24 protein-coding genes are annotated in these 24,558 nt (G+C 65.6%); 8 read left to right on the forward strand and 16 right to left on the reverse strand.

Annotated elements, in window-relative coordinates:
- The first annotated feature begins 34 nt into the window (after positions 1-34).
- The gene (locus GGC65_RS08530; protein WP_192646764.1) at positions 35-1,231 is read left to right on the forward strand and encodes a glycosyltransferase family 4 protein; all 1,197 of its coding nucleotides are present in this window, start codon (positions 35-37) and stop codon (positions 1,229-1,231) included.
- Here GGC65_RS08530 and GGC65_RS08535 read toward each other — a convergent pair.
- Together GGC65_RS08535 and GGC65_RS08540 are read right to left on the reverse strand one after the other, a co-directional pair.
- Positions 1,228-1,503 (reverse strand): hypothetical protein, encoded by a 276-nt coding sequence (locus GGC65_RS08535; protein ID WP_192646765.1) that lies wholly within the window; start codon positions 1,501-1,503, stop codon positions 1,228-1,230. The two genes, GGC65_RS08530 and GGC65_RS08535, sit on opposite strands and share 4 nt — an antisense overlap.
- A 24-nt stretch (positions 1,504-1,527) precedes the next feature.
- A complete protein-coding gene (locus tag GGC65_RS08540) occupies positions 1,528-2,688 on the reverse strand; it encodes an acyltransferase family protein (RefSeq protein ID WP_192646766.1) in 1,161 nt (386 codons plus the stop codon).
- Positions 2,689-2,883: 195 nt separating this feature from the next.
- Between GGC65_RS08540 and GGC65_RS08545 the strand changes: the two genes are divergently transcribed.
- From GGC65_RS08545 to GGC65_RS08555, 3 genes are read left to right on the forward strand one after another with little or no spacing between them, the layout of a single operon-like run.
- Positions 2,884-4,044 carry a glycosyltransferase gene (locus tag GGC65_RS08545; RefSeq protein WP_192646767.1) on the forward strand — a complete coding sequence of 387 codons (1,161 nt, stop codon included), beginning with the start codon at positions 2,884-2,886 and terminating at the stop codon, positions 4,042-4,044.
- A 17-nt stretch (positions 4,045-4,061) separates the two neighbouring features.
- The gene (locus tag GGC65_RS08550) at positions 4,062-4,625 is read left to right on the forward strand and encodes a polysaccharide biosynthesis/export family protein (RefSeq protein WP_192646768.1); all 564 of its coding nucleotides are present in this window, start codon (positions 4,062-4,064) and stop codon (positions 4,623-4,625) included.
- Between the two features lie 5 nt (positions 4,626-4,630).
- On the forward strand, positions 4,631-5,353 hold the full coding sequence (locus tag GGC65_RS08555; protein ID WP_192646769.1) for a serine acetyltransferase: 723 nt from the start codon (positions 4,631-4,633) through the stop codon (positions 5,351-5,353).
- Positions 5,354-5,362: 9 nt separating this feature from the next.
- Here the strand turns inward: GGC65_RS08555 and GGC65_RS08560 are convergent, their stop codons facing one another.
- From GGC65_RS08560 to GGC65_RS08575, 4 genes are read right to left on the reverse strand one after another with little or no spacing between them, the layout of a single operon-like run.
- Positions 5,363-6,661, reverse strand: coding sequence for an outer membrane beta-barrel protein (locus tag GGC65_RS08560; RefSeq protein ID WP_192646770.1), 1,299 nt, complete (start codon positions 6,659-6,661; stop codon positions 5,363-5,365).
- The gene (locus GGC65_RS08565; protein ID WP_192646771.1) at positions 6,658-7,572 is read right to left on the reverse strand and encodes an endonuclease/exonuclease/phosphatase family protein; all 915 of its coding nucleotides are present in this window, start codon (positions 7,570-7,572) and stop codon (positions 6,658-6,660) included. Before GGC65_RS08565 ends, GGC65_RS08560 begins: the two co-directional genes overlap by 4 nt.
- Positions 7,569-8,534 (reverse strand): glycosyltransferase family 2 protein, encoded by a 966-nt coding sequence (locus GGC65_RS08570; protein ID WP_192646772.1) that lies wholly within the window; start codon positions 8,532-8,534, stop codon positions 7,569-7,571. Before GGC65_RS08570 ends, GGC65_RS08565 begins: the two co-directional genes overlap by 4 nt.
- The gene (locus tag GGC65_RS08575) at positions 8,534-9,403 is read right to left on the reverse strand and encodes a glycosyltransferase (RefSeq protein ID WP_192646773.1); all 870 of its coding nucleotides are present in this window, start codon (positions 9,401-9,403) and stop codon (positions 8,534-8,536) included. Before GGC65_RS08575 ends, GGC65_RS08570 begins: the two co-directional genes overlap by 1 nt.
- A gap of 204 nt (positions 9,404-9,607) precedes the next feature.
- Between GGC65_RS08575 and GGC65_RS08580 the strand changes: the two genes are divergently transcribed.
- From GGC65_RS08580 to GGC65_RS08590, 3 genes are read left to right on the forward strand one after another with little or no spacing between them, the layout of a single operon-like run.
- Positions 9,608-10,387, forward strand: a complete 780-nt coding sequence (locus GGC65_RS08580) for a glycosyltransferase family 25 protein (RefSeq protein WP_192646774.1) — start codon at positions 9,608-9,610, stop codon at positions 10,385-10,387.
- Entirely contained in the window at positions 10,377-11,858 is a 1,482-nt protein-coding gene (locus GGC65_RS08585) for an oligosaccharide flippase family protein (RefSeq protein WP_192646775.1), read from the forward strand. Before GGC65_RS08580 ends, GGC65_RS08585 begins: the two co-directional genes overlap by 11 nt.
- Positions 11,855-12,856, forward strand: a complete 1,002-nt coding sequence (locus GGC65_RS08590) for a polysaccharide pyruvyl transferase family protein (RefSeq protein ID WP_192646776.1) — start codon at positions 11,855-11,857, stop codon at positions 12,854-12,856. The genes GGC65_RS08585 and GGC65_RS08590 overlap by 4 nt, the downstream gene beginning before the upstream one ends.
- A gap of 25 nt (positions 12,857-12,881) precedes the next feature.
- On the opposite strand, the gene GGC65_RS08595 is transcribed toward GGC65_RS08590, so the two are convergent.
- The 10 genes from GGC65_RS08595 to kdpF all read right to left on the reverse strand — a co-directional run bounded on the left by GGC65_RS08595 (position 12,882) and on the right by kdpF (position 23,905).
- The gene (locus tag GGC65_RS08595; protein ID WP_192646777.1) at positions 12,882-14,270 is read right to left on the reverse strand and encodes an exopolysaccharide biosynthesis polyprenyl glycosylphosphotransferase; all 1,389 of its coding nucleotides are present in this window, start codon (positions 14,268-14,270) and stop codon (positions 12,882-12,884) included.
- A gap of 181 nt (positions 14,271-14,451) precedes the next feature.
- Entirely contained in the window at positions 14,452-15,270 is an 819-nt protein-coding gene (locus GGC65_RS08600) for a TorF family putative porin (protein WP_192646778.1), read from the reverse strand.
- 115 nt (positions 15,271-15,385) lie between these two features.
- Positions 15,386-15,730 carry a hypothetical protein gene (locus tag GGC65_RS08605; protein WP_192646779.1) on the reverse strand — a complete coding sequence of 115 codons (345 nt, stop codon included), beginning with the start codon at positions 15,728-15,730 and terminating at the stop codon, positions 15,386-15,388.
- Between the two features lie 111 nt (positions 15,731-15,841).
- Positions 15,842-16,012 (reverse strand): hypothetical protein, encoded by a 171-nt coding sequence (locus GGC65_RS08610; protein ID WP_192646780.1) that lies wholly within the window; start codon positions 16,010-16,012, stop codon positions 15,842-15,844.
- Between the two features lie 62 nt (positions 16,013-16,074).
- Entirely contained in the window at positions 16,075-16,788 is a 714-nt protein-coding gene (locus tag GGC65_RS08615) for a response regulator (RefSeq protein WP_192646781.1), read from the reverse strand.
- Positions 16,785-19,454: a DUF4118 domain-containing protein gene (locus GGC65_RS08620; RefSeq protein ID WP_192646782.1), complete on the reverse strand. Its 2,670-nt coding sequence runs from the start codon at positions 19,452-19,454 to the stop codon at positions 16,785-16,787. The genes GGC65_RS08615 and GGC65_RS08620 overlap by 4 nt, the downstream gene beginning before the upstream one ends.
- Positions 19,451-20,041 (reverse strand): potassium-transporting ATPase subunit KdpC, encoded by a 591-nt coding sequence (kdpC, locus tag GGC65_RS08625; RefSeq protein WP_192646783.1) that lies wholly within the window; start codon positions 20,039-20,041, stop codon positions 19,451-19,453. The genes GGC65_RS08620 and kdpC overlap by 4 nt, the downstream gene beginning before the upstream one ends.
- A gap of 10 nt (positions 20,042-20,051) precedes the next feature.
- Positions 20,052-22,088, reverse strand: a complete 2,037-nt coding sequence (gene kdpB, locus GGC65_RS08630) for a potassium-transporting ATPase subunit KdpB (protein WP_192646784.1) — start codon at positions 22,086-22,088, stop codon at positions 20,052-20,054.
- A gap of 10 nt (positions 22,089-22,098) precedes the next feature.
- Positions 22,099-23,802, reverse strand: a complete 1,704-nt coding sequence (gene kdpA, locus GGC65_RS08635; protein ID WP_192646785.1) for a potassium-transporting ATPase subunit KdpA — start codon at positions 23,800-23,802, stop codon at positions 22,099-22,101.
- A 13-nt stretch (positions 23,803-23,815) separates the two neighbouring features.
- Positions 23,816-23,905 carry a K(+)-transporting ATPase subunit F gene (gene kdpF / locus GGC65_RS08640; RefSeq protein ID WP_192646786.1) on the reverse strand — a complete coding sequence of 30 codons (90 nt, stop codon included), beginning with the start codon at positions 23,903-23,905 and terminating at the stop codon, positions 23,816-23,818.
- Between the two features lie 385 nt (positions 23,906-24,290).
- Between kdpF and GGC65_RS08645 the strand changes: the two genes are divergently transcribed.
- Positions 24,291-24,557 carry a hypothetical protein gene (locus tag GGC65_RS08645; protein WP_192646787.1) on the forward strand — a complete coding sequence of 89 codons (267 nt, stop codon included), beginning with the start codon at positions 24,291-24,293 and terminating at the stop codon, positions 24,555-24,557.
- Position 24,558 lies beyond the last annotated feature (1 nt).

Raw genomic sequence — 24,558 nt, forward strand, 5'->3', positions numbered from 1 at the left:
GGAAAATCCGGCCGGGCGCTAATGGAGTTTGATAATGCTGCAACGGACAAGTGTGTCTTCCAGCGATCCCGCGGGGTCGCCGATCATCTGCGTGACTGGCCTCCGCGGCTTTCCGCATGTGATGGGCGGGATCGAAAGCCACTGCGAAGAACTGCTTCCGCGGATCAAGGCGCTGTGGCCCGCACATCGCTCGGTCGTACTTGGCCGCGCCCCCTATCTGCCCGAGCCGGTGGGCGAACATCGCGGCGTCGAGATCGTCGGCATCCCCTGCCCGCGTTCGAAAAATCTTGAGGCGGTCGTGTCGACCTTCCTCGCGGTTCTCGACGCCAAAAAGCGCGGTGCCGGCCTCGTCCACATCCACGCGATCGGCCCCGCCTTGCTGGCGCCGCTTGCCAAGCTACTTGGCTTGAAGGTGGTCGTGACGCATCACGGCACCGACTATCACCGCGCCAAATGGGGCCTGCTCGCGCGCAGCGCCTTGCGCGCTGGCGAATGGCTGGCACTCAACTTCGCCGACCGCGTCATCGCGGTTTCGCCTTCGCTCGCCGCGCAATTGAAAGAGAGCTTTCCCGCACGCGCGCAAGCGGTCACCTATATCCCGAATGGCACGTCCGACCTGCCGGGCGACGCCGATCCGGCGCTGGTGCTCGAACGACTGGGGCTTGAAGCCGGCGATTTCCTCCTTGCTGTCGCGCGGCTCGTTCCCGAAAAAGGCCTGCACGACCTGATCGAAGCCTATGAGCAGTCGAGCTGCACCGCCAAGCTGGTGATCGCTGGGTCGGCCGATCACGAAAGCGAATATGCCCGCGACCTGCTCGCGCGCGCCAGCGACCGCGTGATCTTCGCCGGCGTCCAGTCGCGCGCAACGCTGAAATGTCTCTACGAGCGCTGTGCAATGTTTGTGATGCCGTCCTATCACGAAGGCCTGCCGATCGCAGCGCTCGAGGCCGCGAGTTGCGGCGCGCGGATGATGCTGAGCGATATCCCCGCCAATCTCGACATCGGGCTCGATCCGCAGAATTATTTCCCGGTTGGCGACGTCGCGGCGCTTACCGAAAGGCTGAATGCCGATTGCGCCGACTTTCAGGTCGACCGTGACGGCGTTCGCGCGCGCTTCAGCTGGGACAAGGCGGCGGCGGATACGCTCGACGTCTATCGCGCCGCACTCGCGCCGCGTCGGGTGCAACCGCCGCGCCCGACCAATACGCCCGGCGCTGTCGTCGAAGGCTAGGTACGGAGCCGGGCGGCAACTTCCGCCCGGTCCGCCGCACTGATCGTCCCACTGATGACGATGCCGGCTTCGGTCTGCTTCGCGCGGGCGATCAAAGGTCGCCACGCATTATCCCGCCACTGCCAACTACGGATGCGCCAGTGGCCAGCTCGGTCGGAATCGATCGCGAGTGTCGGCCGGCCGGCCTTTTCGGCGCCGCTATCGTCTTTCGCGCTACACGCGCTGCCGGCGGCAGCGGCCCCGATCGAAGCCAGAAGCGTTCGTCGATCCATCGCTATTGCTTTCCTATACTTCCGTCACGGCGCCGCGAGCTTCTCGGGCACCGTCTGAAACGCGCGCGTCGTATTGCCGCCGATCACGCGCTTGATCACCGCCTTGCCCAGCCGCTGGCCGGGTAGTTCGACCAGTTTGTAGGTGATGAAAGCCAGGACGTAGGTCGCCGGTATGACGACGGCTCCCGTCAAGGCGAACCGCCCCGCGGCGCCGAGCCCGGTGCCGAACTGCCCGATCACCGCCGCCGCGACGGGCTGCAGGATCAGCAGGTGGATCAGATAGGTGCCATAGGAAAGCTCGCCCAGCCAGAAGAAGGGCCGGCTGCCCAGCAGGCGTGACACCCAGTCGATCAGCCCGAGCGAACGCAAATGCACCAGCGCGAAAAAGCCGAAGACGAGCAGTTCGCGTATCGCGAAATGGAGCAGATCCTGTTCGCCCCCGATCGGGATCGCCGCGAGCAGCATCGCCACACCCAGTCGTGCCCATAGCTGCGCGCGGCTCGCATCGCGATCGACGGCGATCAGCATGCCCGCCAGAAAGAGCTGGAGCTTGAGCGCCAGGAAAGAGGGCATCGGAAATTCGAGCCCCGCCGCCCCCGCGATCAATGCGACCACCACGCCGCCGACCGCCGCGACCAGCGCCGATGGCACCCAGCCGATCCGCCGCCCGAGCAGGATCAGGAAAGGAAAGAGCAGATAGAACTGCATCTCGAGCCCGAGGCTCCAGTCGGGCAGCGGGGTGCGGAAGGCATAATCGGGGAGCAAGCCGAACAGGAAGGTCAGGTGCAGCGCGATGTTGGTGAGGCTGCCATCGGTATAGCGTTCGCGCGGCTGGAGCGCCTGGCCAAGGAAGGTGTCGATCGCCACCCGGTCGGCATAGATCATCGGCCCCGCGATCAGCGCGGCCGCCAGCGTCACATAGAAAAGCGGCGCGAGCCGGAAAAAGCGGCGCGTCCAGAAGGACGCCCAGGTGGCGGGCGCATTCCAGTCCTCGCTGCCCGCGCGCAGCCGGTACTGGAACATCATCAGGAAGCCCGAAAGCAGGATGAACAGGTCGACGCCGAGGTCCGGCTTGCTCACCAACGGCAAGCGGAACCCGGTCAATATCATCATGTGCCCGATGAGCACCCAGAGCGCCGCGACACCGCGCAGGCCGTCCAGACACTCGACTCGCCGAATGTCCATTTCACACCTCCGCAATCGTTCGTCGATGCCCGCCTTGATAGACGCATCGCGGGGCGAAACCACCGCGCCGGCCCTTCTATTCGGCCAGCCGCCCCGCCCGGACGATGAAGCGGGCCGCCTTGTGTGCACCGCAACAAATGGCCGTGGTAAGAGTTGTTCCGAGGCGAATTCAGCCCCCAATTCCAGCGAGGAAAAATGCTGCACAGAAAGCGGATATTATTCGCGATCAACTCGCTCGCGGGCGGCGGTGCCGAGCGCGTGCTTGCAACGCTGCTCGGCGGATCGACGCCATGGCGCGAGCGTTACGACATCCACCTCGCGCTGCTCGACGACGAGCCGCGCGCCTATGACGTGCCCGAATGGGTCGAGGTGCATCAGCTCGACGCCCGGCACAAATTTCTGCCGAGCCTGACCCAGCTCCGTGCGCTCGTCGGACGGCTTTCACCCGACGCGACGCTCAGCTTCCTGACGCGCGCCAATGTCGCCAACGCCTGGGCGATGGCGGGGCGCGGGCGGCCGTGGCTGATCAGCGAGCGGGTCAACACCAGCGCGCATCTGGGCAGCGCGCGCGCCGCCAAGGCGATGGTCCGCATGGTCTATCCGCGCGCGGCGCATGTCATCGCGGTCTCCGACGGCGTCGTCGACGATCTCGCCGCCAATTTCGGGGTCGCACGGGCGAGGATGTCGTCGATTGCCAATCCGGTCGACCACGAGCGCATAGCCAAACTCGCCGCGGAGCAGCCGAGCTTCACGCCGCCCGGCCCCTATATCGTCGCGGCCGGCCGGCTCATGCCGAACAAGAATTTTCCGCTCCTGCTCCGCGCCTATGCCAAGGCCGCTCCGTTGGAACGCCTTGTCCTCCTGGGCGAAGGGCCCGAGCGCGGCGCGCTCGAGGCGCTAGCGGCGTCGCTTGGTATCGCCGACCGGGTCGATATGCCCGGCTTTGTCGCCAATCCCTTTGCGGTGGTCGCGCGGGCTGAGGCCTATGCGATGCCCTCCAATGCAGAAGGCTTCCCCAACGGATTGGTCGAGGCGATGGCTTGCGGGCTGCCGGTGGTCGCGACGAATTGCGCCTCGGGTCCGTCCGAAATTCTCGCTGACCGGCCGCGCGAGACGATCGCCGGCGCGATCGATGTCGACGCGGGTGCGCTGGTGCCCACCAATGACGTCGAGGCTTTTGCCGCCGCACTTGGTCGCGTCCTCGCCGAACCGCGGCGCAGCGCCTGCGGCGTGCGGGCGCGCGAACGATCGCGCGCTTATGGCGTGGAACAGGCGGCCCGAAATTACTGGGAACGGATCGAAGCGGCGCTGGCTGCGTCGTCCGCCGCGTCCGAAATCAGAGAAATTGCAGCATGAAGTCCGGGAGTAAGGTCATGAAATTCTATGTGCAAATCGCGCTCGCGGGGGCGCTGATGGCGCTCGGCGGGTGCGCCGGGCAGACCCCGCTCGCAGGAAGCGGTGCCGCGCCCCCGCCCGCCGAGGCCTTCCGCCTCTCCCCCGGCGACAAGATCAAGGTCGCCACCTTTGGCGAAGAAAAACTCAGCGGCGATTTCGAGATCTCGCCTGCTGGCACGATCGCCTTCCCGCTGATCGGCGAGGTCAAGGCGGTGGGATTGCAGACCGAGGAACTGTCGAAGGCGATCGAGGCGCAGCTCGGCGACGGCTATCTGCTCGATCCCCAAGTCTCGATCCAGGTCGCCAATTTCCGGCCGGTCTATATCCTTGGCGAAGTAAACAAGCCCGGCGAATATCCCTATACGCAGGGGCTGACGATCCGGGGCGCGGTCGCGAAGGCCGACGGCTTTACCTATCGCGCCAACGAGAAGCGCGTTTTCCTGAAGCGTGCGGGCGAGGCCGGCGAGCAGGAATATCCGATGACCGCCGATTTCGCGGTGCTTCCCGGCGACACGATCCGTTTCGGCGAGCGTTATTTCTGATGGACATGGCCACCGCATCGCTCGCGCCCGCCCCGGCGTTCGAGGAACCCATATCCGACGAGAGCGGCAAGCCGCATCTGCGCGGCTGCCCGGTGAGCTTCGCCAAGCTGAAGGCGCTGCTCGCTGCCGATCTCTATCGCTACGCCGGGCGCGTCAGCTTTGGTGCCTTTGCCAAACATTATGCCTTCACGCCGGGGTATAAATATACGGTGCTGATGCGCACCGCCGGCTGGCTCAAGCTCAAACCCGCCAAGGCGTTCGGTCTCTACCCCTTCGCCAAGTGGATGCTGCTGCGCGCGCGGTACAAATATGGCTTCGCGATCCCCGAATATATGGAGATCGGACCGGGCCTGTTCCTCAACCGCTTTGGCGGCTTCTATTTCCATGGCGACACCGTGCTCGGCAGCAACGTCAATATCACCCACGGGGTGGTTCTGGGTTATATGAACCGTGGCAGCCGGCGCGGCGCGCCGGTGATTGGCGACCGCACCTTCCTCGGATCGGGCGCGAAGGTGATCGGCGGGATTCATATCGGCGCCGAGGCCGCGATCGGCGCCAATTCCGTGGTGACCAAGGATGTGCCCGAACGCGGCGTGGTCGGCGGAATTCCCGCGAAGCTGCTCTCCGACCAGGGATCCGACGGCTATATCAATCGCCTCGCCCCGCCCGAACTGCTCGCGGCCTGCGAGGGCGCGCTCTACGGATCGCGCGCGGCGAAGTCCGCCTGACCGGTCGCCTCACAAGCCCGAGAAGGTGAGGCCGACCGAGACGCGATTGTCCGAAAATTCCCGGCCCGGCGTCGCACCCCAGCTCGACTGGGTGCGGCGCTGGACGTCGACCCGCAGCGCCATCCGCTTGCTCACCAGATAGGAAGCGCTGCCGCGCCAGCTCCAGCGGTCGTCGCGCCGGTCAATATTGTTGAAATCGCGCTTTTCGAGCTCGCCGCCCGCGCTGAGGATCAGGTTGCGCAGCAGTTCGTAATCGGCCCGCAGCGTCATATTGGTCGCAAGATAGCCGGTCGCGCCGTTGACCCCCGTCTCGCGGATACCGCGGTCGACCGTGCCGGTAATCGTCACCAGCGGGGTGAGGAAATAGGCGAGTTCGCCGCGTACGAGAAAGCCCGAGACATCCTCGAACTCCGCCGGGCGATAATCCTGATGGAGATAGCCGAGCCGCAGCGCGCCGCGCGCCTTGCGGCCGATTTCGAAACTCGCACCCGCAGCGAGGTCGAAGCCGGTTGAATCGCGCGCCGCGACCGGACCGATGCGCTCGCGATAATCGCGCTTGTTGTATGAGCCGGCGACGAAGAGCGCGATGCTCGGGCTCAGCGCATATTCGCCGACCGCGCTGCCGGTGTAGGTCGTGTGATCGCGGAAATCCTGGTCGATCGGCGTGCCGTCGGGGGTCACGCTGTCGCTGAAGTTGCGGTTTTCGACATCGAGCACGCCGCGCACGCGCAGCCGGTTGAAGACATGCGTATAGGTCGCCGTCCCGCCGCTCTGTGTGAACCGGATCGGCCGATCCGCCTGCGTCGGGCTGTCGGGCGAGACACGTTCCTGGCTGTAGCGTCCGTTGCGCAGCATGATGTTCAGCGTGTTCGATCTGCTGATCGTGTAGAGCGCGCCGGCGTTGACCGAATATTGCGTGGCATTCTCGCTCGTCCGGCTGGCATAGCGCAGCAGGTCGAGCTCGCCGTCGAGCGACAATTTGAGGTTCGGCGAGGGGCGCACCAGCGAGACACGCGGCCGGATGCGCAGATATCCGTCGCCGATCCGGTCGTTTTCCTGCGCATAGAGATTGTCGTCATAGCCCGCGCCGATCGCCATCCGCGGCATCAGTTCGAGCACGCCCAGCTCGATGGGTTCGGGCGTGTAATCGGGACGGCGACGCTCGAGCACGGCGATATTGCGGTCGCGGCCGAAGCTGTTCTCGGTCGATACCGAGCCGAGCCCGTCGGTCGCATCCGACTGCTGGGCGTGCGCGGGCGCGGCGAAACCGCAGCTGCCAAGCAGCGCAAAGGTGATCGCGCGTTTCATCGGCGCGCCAGCGTCACGAGGACCGGCACATGGTCCGACCCGGTCGCCGGCAACCGGCGCGCCGAGACGAGCCCCCAATCGGGACCGGCGTAGAGCTGGTCGATCGGCAGCACAGGAAAAGCGCGCGGCCAGCTGGGCAGCGCACGCGTCATGCGGGTGAGTGGGGCGAGCGCGCGGTCCTGCCCACGCATCGCCGCGGCCCAAGGGGTCAGGTTCATGTCGCCTGCAACGATCAAGGGGCCGCGTTCGATCCGTGCCAAGGCCTGCACCACGTCGCGCCTGCGCACCGCCTGATCGCGCGAGGTCGGCCGTGGATAATGGAGTGTCACCACGGTGAAGGGCTGTTCGCCGGGTCCGACGACCCGAGCCCAGAGCATTGCGGGGCCAAATTTCCGCCCTTCGGCGTCCTTCAGGAAATAGTCGCTGTCGGCGATCGGCCAGCGCGAGACGATGGCAAGGTCGCACCCCGGCGGGCATTTTGTCGCATAGGCGAAATGCTGGTTCAGCGCCGCGAGCATCGGGCGGAAGCTGCCGTCGACCTCCTGCAACGTCACCACATCGGGCTTGGCGTCGATGATCGCCTGTGCCGTATCGGCGGGATCGGCGTTGCGCCCCCAGACATTATGGGTGAGCAGGCGGATTTGCGGCGCGCCCCCTTGCGCAGTTGGTATCTCGCGCGTCAGTTCGGGCACCATACGGAGCGCCACCGGCGTTAGGCCAAGCAAGGCCACGACGAGCGTCCAACCGAGCCGCCGTGCGAGCAGCAGGCCCAGCACGGTCGCCACGCCGAAGAGCGGCAGGAAAGAAGCGAAAGCGTCCAGCGCGGGCACGAACGCGCCCGCGAGCGACAGCCAGGCGGCAACGCACGCCCCGCCGGTAAGCAGGATGCCAAAGGTGCGGGCGAGCTTCACGCCCGCGCGCGAATCCGGTTGCGCAGCGCGTAGCTCGATTGCCGCAGTGACGCCGGGATCAGTTTCGCCGCAAGAAGGAGCGCCGCGGTTCCGGCCCCCTCGGGCAGATAGAGGTCGCCGACGCGGATCGCCGTGCGGCCCGGATATTTCATCGCATAGCGGGCATAATGCGCGATTTCCTGGTTCACGAGCCGGCGCAGCAACGCGGCTTCGCGTGCCGTGGCATCGGCCATCATCGCGCGTGCGGTCGCGACAAGGCATGGCACGTCGAGCGTCGTGGTCGACTTGCTGACCTTGTTCTCGCTGTCGCGGTGGAAGACCGCGGTCACCCGCGGGTCGTAACGCAGCGCGCCCTTGGCGAGCACGCGAAGCCAAAGGTCTTTATCGCCGCCGCGCACCGCGCGTCCTTCGGGAAAGAGGCCTGCCTCGAACAATGTATCGCGCCGGATTGCGATCGCGCCCGTCCACATCGGGCATTCGCGCACCGCCAGCCATGCCGAAAGAAAGCCGGTGAAGTCCAAGCTGCACGCCTGCTCAAGCTGCGGCGCGATCCGCTGGAGTTGCGAGCGATGCTCGAACACATGATCGAACCGCGTCGCCGCGGCGCGCACGCCGGGGTCGGCGCTTATTCCTTCGGCGAGCACCGCCAGATGGTCGGGCGCCCAGAGGTCGTCGGCATCGAGAAACGCGATCCAGTCGCCGCGCGCGGCGCGAATACCGATGTTGCGCCCGGCGTAGCCGCCCGGCCCGGGCGTCGACAGGTCGAGCAGCTTGATCCGCTCGTCGCCGATCGCGGCAACAATATCCCGCCCGCCGTCGGTCGAGCGATTGTCGACGACCAATATTTCATGCGCCGGGAAAGTCTGCGCGAACACGCTTTCGATCGCGGCGCGGACATGCGCGGCCTTGTTGTAGAGCGGCATCACCACCGAAAAACGGGGCGCGTCATGGGGGTTCGTCATTAGTCGCGTGCTGCCTTCCGTCCCCCCGCGAGATTGAGAAATTCGCTCACCGCCACCCCGGCGAGCTGCAATGTCAGCAGCATCACGGCCAGCCGTCGCCGCAAGGACAGTTCGCGCGAGATCGCCGCGCGGCGCAATCGCCGGATCGTATCCACCGCCGTGACCCCCAGCACATGAACGAGGCGCGGGCGCTGTTTGGTGCGGTCCCAGCGCCCGCCGCTCAGCCGCTGGCGCTTGCGCACCAGTTCGGCGCGGCTCGCGCGCACCGGATGGCGCACCACCATCGCGGGGATATAGACAAGCGGATGGCCGCTGTCGCGGATGCGCAGCGCCATCTGCCGGTCGCCGCCCGATTTCAGCGCGGCGTCGAACCCACCGAGCGCCTTGAGCAACGCCGTCTCGCTTGCCCAATTGGCGGTCGCGCAATTACCGCGCGCGGCATGCGATTGGGGAAAGCTGAATAGCCGTTCGTAATCGCCGAACACCTCACGTTCCTGCGCGATCTCGTCGAACAGATCGATCTTGCCGGCGAGCACGCCGAACCCCGGATTGGCTACCGCGGCGCGAAGAACTTGCTCGAGCCAGTCGGGGGCAGGTTCGCAATCGGCGTCGGTGAAGGCCGTGATCGGCGCCCGCACGCGTCCGATACCGAGGTTGCGCGCGACATAAGAGCCGGGGCGCTTTTCTTCGAGCAGTTCGACACCCGAATAGCTGCGCGCGATTCGGGCTGTCGCGTCGCTCGATCCATTGTCGACGACGATGATCTGATAGGCGTCGCGCGGGACCGTCTGGCGCACGAGCGCATCAAGGCAACGGCCGAGCACGGCTTCGCCATTCCATACGGGTACAATGACTGCGACTTGAAACATTTATCCGCCTGTTCAGTGCCCCCGCGACGCTGCAATCGGCCGCTGACACCATGCCGGTCAACTGTATGCTGCACCTGCGAAGACGAGTTGCCCTGTTGACCGGACGACCGGAGGCCGAGTGCCTTCGCTCTCGCATCATTGCCCGCTACCAAGGACCGCCCGGGCCCGTCGGCGCTGCTGCATTGCGCAGCCGTCCGAAGCCGTATGAAGAAAGCGACATTAGTGGGTGAAATCCTGCCCGAATCGGACGAAGCCGCCGAAGTGCTGGTGGTGTCGCTCGAATCCGCCGAAGCCCGCCGCGCGGCCTTTGCCGCGCGCGCGGCGGACACGTCGCTGGCGTGGCGATTCTTCGATGCGTGTACCGGCCCCGCACCCGACATGGTGATCGACGAGGCCGCGATCCGCCGCAACAAGGGCCGGCCGATGAGCAAGGGCGAGATCGGCTGCTACGCCAGCCACTTCTCGATCTGGCAGGACTTGATCGCGCGCGGCGTGCGGCAGGCGATCATCCTCGAGGACGACACGGTGGTCGACTGGGCCTATCTCGAACCGCTCGCGCGCACCGATCTCCACGCCGAGGGCATCGATTATCTCAGGCTCTACGCCAAACGGCCGACCTGGCAGCGCGTAGTCCGGCGCGATTTCCTCCAGCATTCGCGCACGATCGTCGAGCTCGTGGGGCTCGCCTATGGCACGCAGGGCTATGCGATCACGCTGGACGGCGCGCGGACGCTGGTCGAACATTGCCGCACCGTCCGCCGCCCGATCGACGATGCGATGGACCGTTCCTGGTCGCACGGCCTGCCCAATCTCGCGCTCTATCCCGCGCCGATCCTCGAGGCGGCGATCGTGTCGGACATCGGCAATTCGCGCTTCGGGCCCAAGAGCGACCCGCTCTATCATTCGATGAAGCAACGGGCGTGGCGCCATATCGAACGCGCACGCATGCGGATGCTGAAAGCGAGACGTCTGCTTGAGCGCTGAACTCCCCGCCCGCTTCGACGCGGGACTCCGCGCACGCAGTCGCAGCTCGATCGGCTGGACGATCACGCGCTTCCTGTCGGACCAGATATTCTCCTTCGTCGTCTTCGTGATCCTCGCGCGCCTGCTGACGCAGGCCGACATCGGCGCTTTTGCGGTGATGGCGGTGACCGCCGAGGCGTTCCGCATCATCGCAACCGCGGGCCTCGTCCAGACGATCGCGCGAAAGAAGGAGCTGAGCCCGGCGTTTCTCGACACCATCTATCGCTCGCAGCAGGCCTTTTCCTTCATATCCGCGTTTCTGATCATGATATTGGCGCAGCCGATCGCCGACTGGATGGGCGCGCCGAGCATCGCCCTCCCCCTCGCGGTGATGAGCCTCGCGCTGCCGATCTCCTCGTTCGGCGCCACGCATATGGCACTGCGCCTGCGCGAGTTCGGGCATCGCACCACCGCGCTCCGCTCGGTCGTCGGCGGGCTGATCGGCGGCACTGCCGCGGTTGTCGCCGCCTTTTCCGGGCTCGGCCTCTGGAGCCTCGTCATCCAGCGGCTCGTCACCGAGATCGTGGGCGTCATCCTGTCGCGCGCGTCCTATGACTGGAAGCCGGGATGGCAATTCGAGCGCGCGATCCTGCGCGGCAACATCATGCTCAACGCCAGCCTGATCTATGTCCAGCTCGCCTTCCTTGCCACCGTGCGCGTGCAGGAAATGGCGATCGGCGCCGGGATCGGGCTCGCCGCCGTCGGCGTCTATCGCACTGCGTGGCGCACCGTCGAGTTGATCGGCCGCGGCGCGATCCAGCCCTTCACGCAGGTCGCGGTGCAGACGCTCGCGCGCGTCAAGGATGAGCCCGCCGAGCTGCGGCAGGCCTATCGCTGGATGATCTCGCGCGCCTCGGCGCTCTCCTTTCCCGCGCTCGTCGGCTTCGGCGCGCTGGCGCCGATCGCGATCCCGACGGTGTTCGGCGCCAAATGGGACGAAGCCGGCCAGCTTGCACAGATTTTCGCCTTCATGGCGGTGCCCTTCACGCTCAACTTCTTCGCCTCGCCTTCCCTCAGCGTATTGGGCGCGTCGCGCAGCCTGATCTCGCTTTCGACGACGCAATTGGCGCTGGGCGTGATCCTGACCCTCGCGGCGCTGCCCTATGGGCTGTTCGCGGTCGCCGTCGCTTATGTCGGGCGCGCCTATCTGACGCTGCCGATGCAGATATGGCTGCTGCGCCGCGCTTCCGGAATTCGGCCGATCGACAGCTTCCGCGCGGTGCGCGCGCCGCTGTTCGCCTCGACGCTGATGGGTGTCGCGCTCGCGATCGCAATGCGGCTGCTCGATGCGCGTCTGCCCGACTGGCAGTCACTGCTGCTGCTCATCGCGATCGGCGGATTTTTCTATGCCATCGCGCTGCTCGCCATCTCCGGATCGTGGCGCGGCCATTTCCTCTCCCTGTTCAGACGCTTTAGAAAGATTCCGACATGACCAAGAAAACCGCCGACCAGCTCGTCGGCGAACTCGCGCAGCGTTTCGCCCGGGTGCTCGATGCCGTGCTGCCCGCGGGCCCGCTCGCCTTGGTCGACTTTCCCGATCACTCGAATGTCGGCGATTCGGCGATCTGGCTCGGCGAGATGGCGTATCTGCGCAAGCGCGGCCGCCTTCCGGCCTATTATTCGGCGATCGCCGATTTCGAGGATGCCGCCTGCCGCGCGGCGATCGGCGGCGGGGCGATCCTGATCCATGGCGGCGGCAATATGGGCACACTGTGGCCGAAGCACGAAGCCTTCCGCCTCCACCTGCTCCGCACGCACCGCGGCCGCCCGATCATCCAGATGCCCGAATCGATCCACTATGCCGATCCCGCCGCGGCGGCCGAGATGGCCGAAGCGATCCGCGAACATGGCCAGTTCACGCTGCTCGTTCGCGACGCGCGCTCGCTCGCCTTTGCCGAACAGCATTTCGACTGCGCGATCCATCTCTGCCCCGACGCCGCGCTGATGCTCGGCCGCCAGCAGCGGAGCGCCGCCACCGTGCCCGTTTTCGCGCTGCTGCGCACCGATCATGAGCGCGCCGCCGGCCAGCCCGATACGCTTCCCGCCGGCGTCGTCGCCGACGACTGGCTGGAGGAGGATGCCGGCCAGAAACGCCGCCTGCGCCTATCGCTGAAGCTCGGCCGCCTCTTCAACCGCGACCCGATGACGCAGCGCGCGGCGCGGCAGCAGCGGCTGGCCGAATGGCGGTTTCAGCGCGGGCTCGCGATGCTGTCGGCGGGCGAACTGGTCGTCACCGACCGGCTGCACGCGCACATCCTCTCGCTGCTGCTCGATATCCCGCACGTGCTGCTCGACAACAGCTATGGCAAGGTCGCGGGCTTCGCCGATCAGTGGACGGCCGATTATGCCGGGCTGATGCGCGCGACGCATCGCGCCGAAGCGTTCGAGACCGCGCTCGCCTGCCGCGCGCCGCTGATCGTCGACGGCTAGACCGGCGCGCAAGCGCGCCGGTCAATCAATAAGCGTTGCGGTGAACCAGAACCTGCGCGGTACGCGCGAGGATCGACACGTCGCGGAGCAACGACCAGCCATGCTGATATTCCAGATCGGACTCGAGCCGGTCGAGAATATCGCGCTTCGTGTTGGTCGCCCCCCGAAAGCCGCGGATCTGGGCGAGGCCGGTGATGCCGGGCTTCAGCGCATGGCGGTGCCAATATTGCCGGTCGACCCGCCAGAACAGCTCGTCGCCCGCAGTCGACCCCAGCGCGTGCGGGCGCGGCCCGACGAGGCTCATCTCGCCCGACAGCACGTTGATCAACTGCGGCAGCTCGTCGATGCTCGTCGCGCGAATGAATTTGCCGACGCGCGTGATCCGATCATCGTCGCGGCTCGCCGAGCGCGCGCCGTTCGCGTCGGTCGTCTCAACGCGCATGCTGCGGAATTTCAGGATCCGGAAGATGCGGTTGCCGCGCCCCATCCGCTCCTGACGGAAAAAGACCGGGCCCGACGAATCGAGCTTGATCGCGAGTGCCACCAGCACCATCAGCGGTGCGAGAAGCAGCAGCGCCGGGATCGTCACCGCGAGGTCGAGCGCACGCTTCTTCACACGGTTGGCGCGATTGAGCGGCCCCCACGACACCACCAGCGTCGTCACCCCGCCGCGTTGCCGCGTCGTCAGCGGCCCCAGTGCCGCAATTTCGGGCATCACAATCTCGCCGACGATGTTCACGCCCTTGAGCGCGCGCGCCCACTCGACCTTATATTCAGGCGCGCAAACGATCGTCACCCGGTCGTAATCCTGCAGCACGGTGCCGAGGCGATCGAGCATATAGGGATCGTCGAGATCGGTGCGGAGTCCCGACGCGCGCGCGTCGATGATTTCGCGGCCGAAATAGGTGGCCGGAAGGATCGCGCCATCGACGATCACGAGCTCGGCGGTCATGTCGCCGAAAGCCCGGCGCACGATCCGGCACAGCAACAGCCGCTGGCTTACCAACAAGGTCACCGCAGTCACCATCCCCATGCCGACCGCCAGACGCGGCATCTTGCCGGTCAGCCGGAACGAAAAGGCGACCAGCAGAAAGACGAACAGCGTCGTCGCGAAGGACAGCAAGGTCTGGCGAACGCTCTTGACCGGACGGGTCAGGCACCGCGGATTATAGGCCTGATTCTGGAAAGCGATCGCGAAATGGACGAACAAGGCGCCCAGCATCGCGGTCAACAGTCCCTCGGATATGGTGCGGGGCTGCTCGATCATCAGCGTCACCGCAAAGCCGGCCGCGAGCGCCGCGCCGTCCAAGGCGATCAGCCCCAAACAGAGCCATATCTTGGCATCGCGCCGCGCCGCTTTCGCGAGCGGCGTCCGAACGGGTGCGCCTTGGAGCGCCAAGTCGATTTTGGTCATGGGATGGGGAGCTCCCTGGGGTTCGCGTTATATTGTTGCAATGCAACATGTCTTGAACGTCAGGGAATACAAGCGGACCGCGCGGGCACGTGCCGGATACAAGATGATCCGTGCGGATAGCATTTGGTGTGCCACGATGGAGCAAAGCGGCCCGGGTGGCAGACCCCGGGCCGTGCACATGTCAAAAGGCGGCCGTTACGCTCGCCACCACCGCGCCGTCGGCAATCGAACCGGTGCCATCACCCCCCTTGCTGAAATTGGGCTGCAGGAGCGCTGCTTCCGACTTGCTGATGTCGGTATCGACATAGGACAGATTGAGGGTCAAGTTGCGCCAAGTCGCATCCATGCCGAGCGACCAGTCCCAATAACGACCCGTCGGCGCGACGCTGGTGCCGTTGGGGCCGAGGCCGGGATTGCCGTCGGAATAGCCGATATGCGCCTTTGCGGCGAACGGCGTTCCCGCGATCGCGACCGCCGCATCGCCCCATAGATAGAGATTGTCATCTTTCTGCCCGCGGCTGTTGGGCGCATTCGAGACATTGGCGAGGGCATGTTGCTTGGGCGCATAAGCGGCGCCGGCGGTCAAGGTCGCGGGACCCGCGGTTCCGGTGAGCTTCACATAGGGTTCGGCAAAATCGGATTCGTCGGCGCCGCCCGGATACATGTACCAGACGAGCCCGACGTCGAGCGCGGCCTTTTCACCGAGCGGCATCTTGTAACCGCCGATCAGGTCGAGTTCCATATTGGCGCCGCCGAAGGTGCCCCAGCCGGCGAGGTTGGAGCCCCAGACACCCGCATAGAGACCGCTTTTATGCGTCAGGGTGACGCCGCCCTGAACCGCCATTTCCTTGTCGGATTGCGACACGCCGCGGAAACGATAGTCGGACGCGATGGTTGTCGAGCCCGTGATCGTGACGGACTTTGCCTCTTCGTCCTGCGCGAAAGCGGCGGCCGGGAGCATTGCCGCGAGAAGCGCGGCGGCGGAGATAATGATCTTCATATTGTCCTCTTGATGGGCCTCTTTCCGGAGTGGGGAGGCTGGCGAGGACGCCCAACTAGATCAGCGCGGCATTGGAAATCGAGAGCGCCGGACGCTCATTTGCATAGTGATTTCACTATGCGGCGGATCGACTTTGCATCGCGGGCTCGACATCATTTTCCAAGTCGCGCTCGATGAAAATCGGTGAGGTTGAGGCGAGCGTCGGGACGCGCTTCCATCGCGCCGACACCTCGACACTTTCCCAAAGACCGCCGCCGACAAACAGCAGCGCGCTGCCGGCGCTTGCGCAGAGGAAGGTCAGCGCGGACAGCAGGATCATCAGCGAGCTCGCATCGCGCGGCGTGGTCGCCTGGGCCATGTGATGGAGCCTGAGGGCAAGCAGCCAGACGATGCCGAGCAGCGCGGCGCCCCCGGCGCGCAGACCGATATCGGCGGCGCGGTTTTCGTGCCATTTCTTCATATTGCGACCTCCAGCAGGGAGGCCATCCAATTACGCATCATCGCGTAGAAATTCGAGATCGGGAAACAGCGCGGCGCATTGAGATTGCGTATAATTTGGGAGGACCGGGGTTCAGCTCATCTTGTCGGCAAGAAACGCGACCAGCGCCACGATAGCGCACATATAGATGGTGAGTGTCGAGGGCCCTTGCGCGCCCAGCCAGTCGATGACCCGGTCGTGTCGCGAAGCACTGGGCGGGTTTTTGAAATCGTCGCCTATCATGACAATCAGATAGGCGTGCACCGCATTTGAAATCGAGAGCGGGTCCGACCGGACTTCATATGATCGGCATAGTATTTGCGCGATTATTGCCCCTGCCCGGCTTCTTCGCCTACCGAGCGCAGGCGATAGCCGATGCCGAGTTCGTTGCTGATGATCTGCGGCTGTTGCGGATCGCTCTCGAGCTTCTGGCGCAAAGTGCGGACGAGGACGCGCAGATATTCGACATGATGTTCGACCTCGCGCGGCCAGACCTCCGCCATGATCTGGTTATGCGTGATGACGCGGCCCGGGTGCCGCGCAAGCTGCGCCAGCACCGCATATTCCTTGGGGGTCAGATGGACCTCGCGCCCCGCCTTGACGACCGTGCGCGCGATCAGGTCGATCGTCACATCGCCCGCGGTCACCGCCAGCATGCCGCCGTCGCGGGTCATGCGGTTACGTAAGGCGACGCGCACGCGCGCGAGCAATTCGTCGGTGTCGAAGGGTTTGGTCAGATAATCGTCGGCGCCCAGATCAAGCGCGGCGACCTTCTGGTCGGTTGCATCGCGCGCCGAGACGACGATCAACGTCGTATCGGACTGCTGCTTGACGAGGGGGACGAGCTCCAGCCCGTCGCGATCGGGCAGGCCGAGATCGAGCAGCACGATATCGGGGCGCTCGTCGCGCAGCAGGTCGAGCGCTTCGCGGGCGTTCTCGGCCTCGACGATCGCATAGTCGGCGCGCGCCAGCGCGGCATGGATCAGCCGGCGGATATGGAGCTCGTCATCCACGATCAACACCTTGTGGCGGACTTTCATGGTAGTTCCTTGTCGTTCAGATGCGTGATGATCAGCCCCTCGGGGATGCGAATGGTGAAGCAGGCGCCGTGCGGATCGTCGTTGTTGCTCGCCTCGACCGACAGCCCCATCGCCTCGGCAAAGCCCTTGACGATGGCGAGGCCGAGGCCGGTCCCATGCTTCACGCGGTCGCTGCCCTCGAGGCGGGTGAATGTCTCGAAAACGCGCTTTTCGTTTCCGGGTGTGATCCCCGGCCCCTGGTCGATGATCGACATGAAGATCGCGTCGGCCCCGCGCCGGGCGCGAATGGTGATCGGCGTGCCCGGATCGGCATAGCGCCCCGCATTGTCGAGCAGGTTGATCAGGCAATGGTGGAGCAGCACCGGATCGACGCGCACCAGCGGGATATTGGGCGAGATGTCGACCTTGACCTCATGCCCCAGCAGCGACGCGCGCGTGTCGTGCGCGGCGCTCGCGGCGGCGTCGAACAGGTCGGTGGCCTCGACCTTCATCGGCAGCGCGCCCGCTTCGACGCGCGCCATGTCGAGCAGGTTCGAGACGAAGCGGTTGAGCCTGAGCGCCTCGGTCTCGACCGTCTCGGCCAGCTGCGGCGACGGATGGCGCCGCATCTCCTGCGCGGCCGACAGGATCGTCGTAAGCGGGGTCCTGAGGTCGTGGCTGACAGACGACAGCAACGCCGAACGCAGCCGGTCGCGTTCGTCGACCTGCCGTGTGCGGAGCGACGCCTCTTCAAGCTCCATGCGGTCGAGCGCAATCGACGCCTGATCGAGCAGACTCATGAGCAGCGGCACCTGATCCGAGCGGACCGGCTCGCGCGCATCGTTGCGGGTGAGGCCGAGCACCCCGAGCACCCCGCGCGTCGTGCGCAGCGGGTGGAAAAGCCAGTCCGACGCGGTGAGCGTCGAAGATCCGCGCCCGGCTGGCTGCTCATTGTCCATCGCCCATTGTGCAGCGGCGCGCTCAATCTGTTCGAGGCGGTCCTCGGGTGGCACCGCCGCGCGGAGCGTCGGCCCGTCGGCCGACGGCAGCAGGAGCACGGTGCGAACATCGAGCAGACGGCCGACCTCGGCACAGATTGCCTGCATCAGCGTATCCTGATCGGGTGCCGCGGTGAGCAGCCGCGAGAAGCTGGCGAGCGCGGCATTCTGGCGCGCGCTCGATTGCGCGAGGTCGGCCTGCGCCCGCACCCGCGCCGCAAACTGGCTGGTTACGATCGCCACGCCGAGCAGCACGAGGATGCTGACGACATTTTCCGGATTGTTGACGGTCAGCGTGCCCGTCGGCGGCAGGAAGAAGAAATTATAGGCGAGGCTCGACGCGAGCCCCGCGAACAGGCCCGCGCGCACGCCGAAGGTCGCGGCGGCGAACATCACGGGGACGAGATAGAGCAGTGAGATATTGCCGAGGTCGATGACCTCGAGCAGCAGACGGCCAAGCGCGGTCATCAGCGCGACCATGGCGAGCGCCAGCAGATAATCCGACGGTCTGCCCCAGCGACCGGGAACGACCACCGCGCTGCGTGGAGCCGCCTTCGCGTCGGGCTCTCCGGGCAACACATGCACCGCGACATCGTCGATCGTCCGCACGAGCTGGTCGACGACCGAGCCGTGGCGCATCTCGAACCACCAAGGGCGCGCCGACTTGCCGATCACGATCTGCGTCGCGCGCGCGTCGGCGGCAAAGGCGCGCAGCCCCTCGACGACGCTCGCCGCAGGCACGGTCGCGGTCGAGGCGCCGAGCCGCGAGGCGAGCGCCAGCGTGTCCGCGAGCTGGCGGCGATCATCGTCGGTCATGCCCTGACTGCGCCGCGTCTCGATATAGACCGCGCTCCACGGCGCCTTCAGCGCATCGGCGAGCCGCTTGCCCGCGCGGACGAGTTCGGCGGCGACGGGCAGTTCGCTGACCGCAACGACGATCCGCTCGCCGACCGCGAAGCTTCCCGCGAGCGCATGGCTGCGGACATGGTCGAGCATCTGCGCATCGACCGCCTGCGCGGCGCGACGGAGTGCGAGTTCGCGCAGCGCGGTGAGGTTCGATTTGGAGAAGAAATGGGTGAGCGCGCGCGTCGCTTCCTGCGGAATATAGACCTTGCCGTCGCGCAGCCGCTCGATCAGTTCGTCGGGAGGGATATCGACGACCTCGATTTCGGCATTTTCGAGAATGCTGTCGGGCACCGTCTCGCGGACGCGGACGCGGGTGAAGGAGGCGACGACGTCGTTGAGGCTTTCGACGTGCTGGATGTTGATCGTCGAATAGACATCGATGGCGGCATCGAGCAGTTCCTCTACGTCCTGATAACGCTTGGGATGCCGGCTGCCGGGCGCGTTGGTATGCGCAAGCTCGTCGACGAGCACCAGCTGGGGCCGCCGTTCGAGGATCGCGTCGATGTCCATTTCGCCAAGGCTATGCCCCTGATGGTCGACGTCGCGGCGGGGGATGATCTCATGGCCATGGACGAGCGCTTCGGTCTCGCGCCGGCCGTGCGTTTCGACGACGCCGATCACGACATCGACTCCGGCCTCGCGCCGTTGCCGTCCGTCGGTGAGCATCTCCCATGTCTTGCCGACGCCGGGCGCGGCGCCGAGGAACACCTTCAAACGCCCACGGCCTTCCTGCGCCGCTTGGCGCAGGAAGGCCTCTGGAGATGGTCGATCCTTGTCTGTCACGCGGCGGGTTTAGCCCCAAAAGCATCGAGCCGTCGATTGAGCTTGAACACATTGACGCGCGGCTCGCCGAGAATCCCGAGAAGCGGTTTGTCGACGCTCTGTTCGACCAGCCCGCGGACGGCATCCGGCGCAAGGCCGCGCGCCTTGGCAACGCGATCGACCTGATAGAAGGCCGCTTCGGGGGTGATGTCGGGGTCGAGCCCCGAACCCGATGCGGTGACGAGATCGGCCGGGACCGCCTTGCCGGGTTCGGCGGCCTTCAATTTCTCGACATCGCCCTTCACGCGGTCGACAAGCGCCTGCGATGTCGGCCCGAGGTTGGAGCCCGACGACGCGAGCCCGTCATAGCCCTTGCCCGCCGCCGACGGACGCGTGTTGAAATAGCGCTCCGACGTGAACGCCTGGCCAACGACGGTCGAACCGACGACCTTGCCATTTTCCTCGACGAGGCTGCCGTTCGCTTGGTTCGGGAAGAGCGCCTGCCCGATGCCGGTCAGCGCCAGCGGGTAAGCGAGCCCCAGAAGCAGCGCGAACAGCAGCGTCATAACGAGCGCCGGACGCAGCGAGCTGATGAGATCCTTGTTCATATCGGTCTCCTTAGACCAGACCCAAGCCGCCAACGGCGAGGTCAATGAGTTTGATGCCGATGAAGGGCGCGACGAGGCCGCCAAGCCCATAGACGGCGAGGTTACGTGCGAGCAGCGGCCCCGCGCCCATCGGACGATAGGCAACGCCCTTCAGTGCGAGCGGCACGAGCAGCGGAATGATCAGCGCGTTGAAGATGATCGCCGACAGGATCGCGCTCTCGGGGCTGGTCAGCCCCATCACGTTGAGCACGCCCAATCCGGGATAGAGCACGATGAACATCGCCGGGATGATCGCGAAATATTTGGCGACGTCATTGGCAACCGAAAAGGTCGTGAGCGCGCCGCGCGTCATCAGGAGCTGTTTGCCGAGCCCGACAACCTCGATCAGCTTGGTCGGATCGCTGTCGAGATCGACCATATTGCCCGCCTCGCGCGCCGCCTGCGTGCCGGTGTTCATCGCGACGCCGACGTCGGCCTGCGCGAGCGCCGGCGCGTCGTTGGTGCCGTCGCCGCACATCGCGACGAGGCGGCCGCCCTGCTGTTCGTTGCGGATCAGCTCGAGCTTGTCCTCGGGCGTTGCCTGCGCGAGGAAATCGTCGACCCCAGCTTCTGCCGCGATCGCGGCGGCGGTGAGCGGGTTGTCGCCGGTGATCATCACCGTACGGATGCCCATCGCACGCAGCTCGCCGAAGCGTTCGCGGATGCCCGCCTTGACGATATCCTTGAGGAAGATCGCGCCGAGCAACTGCCCGTCCTTCGCGACCGCGAGCGGGGTGCCGCCGGCGCGTGCGATCTCGTCGGTGATGCGGCGCAGTTCGGTTGCGGCGGCGGTTGCCCCCGCGCCCGGATTGGCCTTGAGCACCGAATCGACGGCGCCCTTCTGGATCACGCTATCGCCGAGCTTGATGCCCGAGATGCGCGTCTGCGCGGTGAACGGGATGATCTCGGCGCCCGCCGGCAATGCGGTCATCGTCTGGCCGAATTTCTCGCGCGCGAGCGCGACGATCGAGCGGCCTTCGGGGGTTTCGTCGGCGAGGCTGGCAAGCAGCGCCGCTTCCGAGAGCACCGCCATCGACTGGCCGCCGACCGGGCGGAATTCGGTGGCCTGCCGATCACCGACGGTGATCGTACCGGTCTTGTCGAGCAGCAGGACGTCGATGTCGCCCGCCGCCTCGACCGCGCGGCCCGATTTGGCGAGCACGTTGAAGCGCACGAGGCGGTCCATGCCCGCGATGCCGATGGCGGAGAGCAGGGCCGCGATCGTAGTCGGAATCAGCGTGATCAGAAGCGCCGCAAGGATCGCGATGGGGATGCTACCGCCGGCATAATTTGCGAAGCTCGGGATCGTGCCGACCGCGATCAGGAAGATGATCGTCAGCCCGACGAGCAACAGCGTCAGCGCGATCTCGTTCGGCGTCTTCTGCCGCTCGGCGCCCTCGACGAGCGCGATCATCCGGTCGAGGAAACCCTGCCCCGGATTGACCGTCACCTGGACGCGGATCTCGTCGGAAATGACGCGCGTGCCCGCGGTCACCGCCGAGCGGTCGCCGCCCGCTTCGCGGATCACCGGCGCGCTTTCGCCGGTGATCGCCGCCTCGTTGACCGACGCGACGCCCGCGACGACTTCGCCGTCCGACGGGATCAGGTCGCCGGTTTCGACGAGCACGATATCGCCGACCCGGAGTGCGCTGGCGGGGACGCTTTCATAGGCATCTCCCTCGCCCTTCAGCTTCTTGGCCGTGAGTTCGGCCTTGGTCGCTCGGAGCGAGGCGGCCTGCGCCTTGCCGCGCCCTTCGGCGAGCGCCTCGGCGAAGGTGCCGAAGAGCACCGTCAGCCAGAGCCAGATTACGAGTTGCAGCTTGAAGCCGGTCGCGAGGCCGTCGTGGCCGACGACGAGGAGCAGCGTCAGCAAGGTCGCGACGACCGCGGTGGTGAACATCACCGGGTTGCGGATCAGTTCCTTCGGGTTGAGTTTGCGGAAGGCGTCGCCGATCGCCGGAACGATCAGGTCAGCCGTGAACAGGGACTTGGTTTCAGACCGAGCCATTTGGATATCCTTAGAAAAGCTGGCCGTTGATCATCGCGAGATGATCGGCGATCGGACCGAGCGCGAGGCTGGGCAGGAAGGTCAGGCCGCCAACGATCAGCACGATGCCGATCAGCAAACCCGTCCACAGCGGCCCCGTTGTCGGGAAGCTGCCCGCCGATTCCGGCGTATATTTCTTCGCTGCAAGCCCACCCGCGATCGCCAGCATCGGAATGATGATGAAGAAGCGGCCGAGCCACATCGCAAGGCCGAGCAGGCCGTTGTAGAAGGGTGTGTTGGCGGTAAGCCCGGCGAAGGCCGACCCGTTGTTCCCCACCGCGCTGGTGAAGGCGTAGAGGATTTCGGAGAAGCCGTGCGGCCCCTTGTTGAGCGGCCCGGCGAGCCCCGCCTCGGTCACCGACGCGATGGCGGTCAGGCCGAGAATCATCAGCGGCAGCACCGCAATCGCAAGCACCGCGAGCTTGACCTCGCGTGCTTCGATCTTCTTGCCGACATATTCGGGCGTGCGTCCGACCATCAGCCCGGCAACGAACACCGCGAGGATCGCGAAGAGCAGGAAGCCATAGATGCCCGCGCCGACGCCGCCGATCACGACTTCGCCGAGCTGGATGTTGAGCAGCGGGATCATGCCGCCGAGTGCGGTAAAGCTGTCGTGCATCGCGTTCACCGCACCGCACGAGGCCGCGGTGGTGACGACCGAGAAGAGCGCCGAGGCAGCGATGCCGAAGCGAACTTCCTTGCCCTCCATATTGCCGCCGGCGGCGCCAAGCTGGTGGAGGATCGGATTGCCGGCGGCTTCCTGCCAATAGGTGATCGTGACGCCCGCGAGGAAGATCGTCACCATCGCGGCGAGGATTGCCCAGCCCTGGCGGGTGTTTCCGACGGCCCTGCCGAAGGTCCAGGTCAGGCCGAAACCGATCATGAAGATCGACAGCATCTGGACGAGGTTGGTCACCGCGTTCGGATTTTCGAACGGATGCGCCGAGTTGGCGTTGAAGAAGCCGCCACCGTTGGTGCCAAGCATCTTGATCGCTTCCTGCGACGCGACCGGTCCCAGCGCGAGCGTCTGCTTGACGCCTTCGAGCGTCGATATATCGACCGAACCGGCGAGCGTCTGCGGCACGCCGTTCGCGATCAGAAAGATCGCATAGACGATGCAGATCGGCAGCAGCAGGTAGAGCGTCACGCGCGTCATATCGGCCCAGAAATTGCCGATCGTCTTCATCTGACGCCGTGCAAAGCCGCGGAAGAGAGCGAACGCGAGCGCAATGCCCGTCGCCGCCGACAGGAAGTTGTGGATCGTCAGGCCGAGCATCTGGCTGAGGTTCGACATCGTCGACTCGCCGCCATAGCTTTGCCAGTTGGTGTTGGTCGTGAAGCTGACCGCCGTATTGAACGCAAGATCCGCCGTCGTGCCATCATAGCCGAGCGGGTTGAGCGGCAACACGCCCTGAAGGCGCAGGATCACGTAGGTAAAGAGCAACAGAACCGCATTGAAGATCAGCATATGAACAGCATAGCGGCGCCAGCCCTGCTCTTCGTTCGGGTCGATACCCGACAGGCGGTAAAAGCCTGCCTCGACCGGCCCGAATATGCGGTGCAACGGCGTGTGGCGCCCTTCGTAAAGCGCGAACAGCCACTGTCCCATCGGCTTGGTCAGCAGGAGCAGAATGGCGACGAACGCAATGATGAGAAACCATCCCTGAAAGGTCATGAGATCGTCTCCCTTAGAAGCGTTCGGGCCGTGCGAGCACGGCGACGAGATAGATGAGAAGGCCGAGCGCGGTCGCGCCCGCGAACCAAAGGTCGAGAGTCATGGCATCAATCCTTATGCGTCGTCGCACAGGCGCGCGTAGCCGAGGGTGGCCGCGAGCAGGGCGAGGATGATGCCGACCCAGATGAGATCCTGCATGGGTTTGCTCCAGCATGGCGCTGGCCACGGGACGTGGCACGAGTCGTCTGCGGACTCCCAAATAGGTGAGGCGCACGTTTGAATTCGAGAGACCGAAAGTATCGCTCGCATAGTATTTGCATATGATTTTGCAGATTTTCGGAGCGCATGCGCGAGCCCTCGAAAACAAATGAAAATACAATGGGCGGCGCCCTTCCTCGATCTCGAATCCCTATGCGCGACCCCATAGATTGCCCGCATCGAGTCCCGGTTTTCGGGGGTCGATTTGAGTAGCCAAGGAGCATCTCACCATGACTTCTGCGATTTCCGCGGAGCCCGACCCTTCGGGGTCAATCATATTCGTCGGCCGCGATGCGGCCGGTCACTGGCTCGTTCAGGGCCACCAAGGACAACTTGAAGGTCGCTTCGTTTCGCGCACCGCCGCCTGGGCCTTTGCCCGGTCCGAGTGCCGCGGCTTTCCCGGCGCGCGGATCGTTGCCGCGCTGCGTCCGCTGATCCCAGCCGTATCGTTCGAGCCTTTACGCCACGACGAATGCGCGATCGACCGCGCAGCTTGAG

The organism is Sphingopyxis sp. OAS728, assembly GCF_014873485.1.
GTDB lineage: Bacteria > Pseudomonadota > Alphaproteobacteria > Sphingomonadales > Sphingomonadaceae > Sphingopyxis.

What these genes read in the sequence shown, in the direction of transcription:
- GGC65_RS08600 (WP_192646778.1), bottom strand. Translation starts at nt 15,270, where the DNA reads ATGAAGATCATTATCTCCGCCGCCGCGCTTCTCGCGGCAATGCTCCCG.
- GGC65_RS08580 (WP_192646774.1), top strand. Translation starts at nt 9,608, where the DNA reads ATGAAGAAAGCGACATTAGTGGGTGAAATCCTGCCCGAATCGGACGAA.
- GGC65_RS08605 (WP_192646779.1), bottom strand. Translation starts at nt 15,730, where the DNA reads ATGAAGAAATGGCACGAAAACCGCGCCGCCGATATCGGTCTGCGCGCC.
- kdpB (WP_192646784.1), bottom strand. Translation starts at nt 22,088, where the DNA reads ATGGCTCGGTCTGAAACCAAGTCCCTGTTCACGGCTGACCTGATCGTT.
- kdpC (WP_192646783.1), bottom strand. Translation starts at nt 20,041, where the DNA reads ATGAACAAGGATCTCATCAGCTCGCTGCGTCCGGCGCTCGTTATGACG.
- GGC65_RS08545 (WP_192646767.1), top strand. Translation starts at nt 2,884, where the DNA reads ATGCTGCACAGAAAGCGGATATTATTCGCGATCAACTCGCTCGCGGGC.
- GGC65_RS08615 (WP_192646781.1), bottom strand. Translation starts at nt 16,788, where the DNA reads ATGAAAGTCCGCCACAAGGTGTTGATCGTGGATGACGAGCTCCATATC.
- GGC65_RS08575 (WP_192646773.1), bottom strand. Translation starts at nt 9,403, where the DNA reads ATGTTTCAAGTCGCAGTCATTGTACCCGTATGGAATGGCGAAGCCGTG.
- GGC65_RS08530 (WP_192646764.1), top strand. Translation starts at nt 35, where the DNA reads ATGCTGCAACGGACAAGTGTGTCTTCCAGCGATCCCGCGGGGTCGCCG.
- GGC65_RS08590 (WP_192646776.1), top strand. Translation starts at nt 11,855, where the DNA reads ATGACCAAGAAAACCGCCGACCAGCTCGTCGGCGAACTCGCGCAGCGT.
- GGC65_RS08595 (WP_192646777.1), bottom strand. Translation starts at nt 14,270, where the DNA reads ATGACCAAAATCGACTTGGCGCTCCAAGGCGCACCCGTTCGGACGCCG.
- GGC65_RS08645 (WP_192646787.1), top strand. Translation starts at nt 24,291, where the DNA reads ATGACTTCTGCGATTTCCGCGGAGCCCGACCCTTCGGGGTCAATCATA.
- GGC65_RS08535 (WP_192646765.1), bottom strand. Translation starts at nt 1,503, where the DNA reads ATGGATCGACGAACGCTTCTGGCTTCGATCGGGGCCGCTGCCGCCGGC.
- GGC65_RS08555 (WP_192646769.1), top strand. Translation starts at nt 4,631, where the DNA reads ATGGCCACCGCATCGCTCGCGCCCGCCCCGGCGTTCGAGGAACCCATA.
- GGC65_RS08560 (WP_192646770.1), bottom strand. Translation starts at nt 6,661, where the DNA reads ATGAAACGCGCGATCACCTTTGCGCTGCTTGGCAGCTGCGGTTTCGCC.
- kdpF (WP_192646786.1), bottom strand. Translation starts at nt 23,905, where the DNA reads ATGACTCTCGACCTTTGGTTCGCGGGCGCGACCGCGCTCGGCCTTCTC.
- GGC65_RS08570 (WP_192646772.1), bottom strand. Translation starts at nt 8,534, where the DNA reads ATGACGAACCCCCATGACGCGCCCCGTTTTTCGGTGGTGATGCCGCTC.
- kdpA (WP_192646785.1), bottom strand. Translation starts at nt 23,802, where the DNA reads ATGACCTTTCAGGGATGGTTTCTCATCATTGCGTTCGTCGCCATTCTG.
- GGC65_RS08550 (WP_192646768.1), top strand. Translation starts at nt 4,062, where the DNA reads ATGAAATTCTATGTGCAAATCGCGCTCGCGGGGGCGCTGATGGCGCTC.
- GGC65_RS08540 (WP_192646766.1), bottom strand. Translation starts at nt 2,688, where the DNA reads ATGGACATTCGGCGAGTCGAGTGTCTGGACGGCCTGCGCGGTGTCGCG.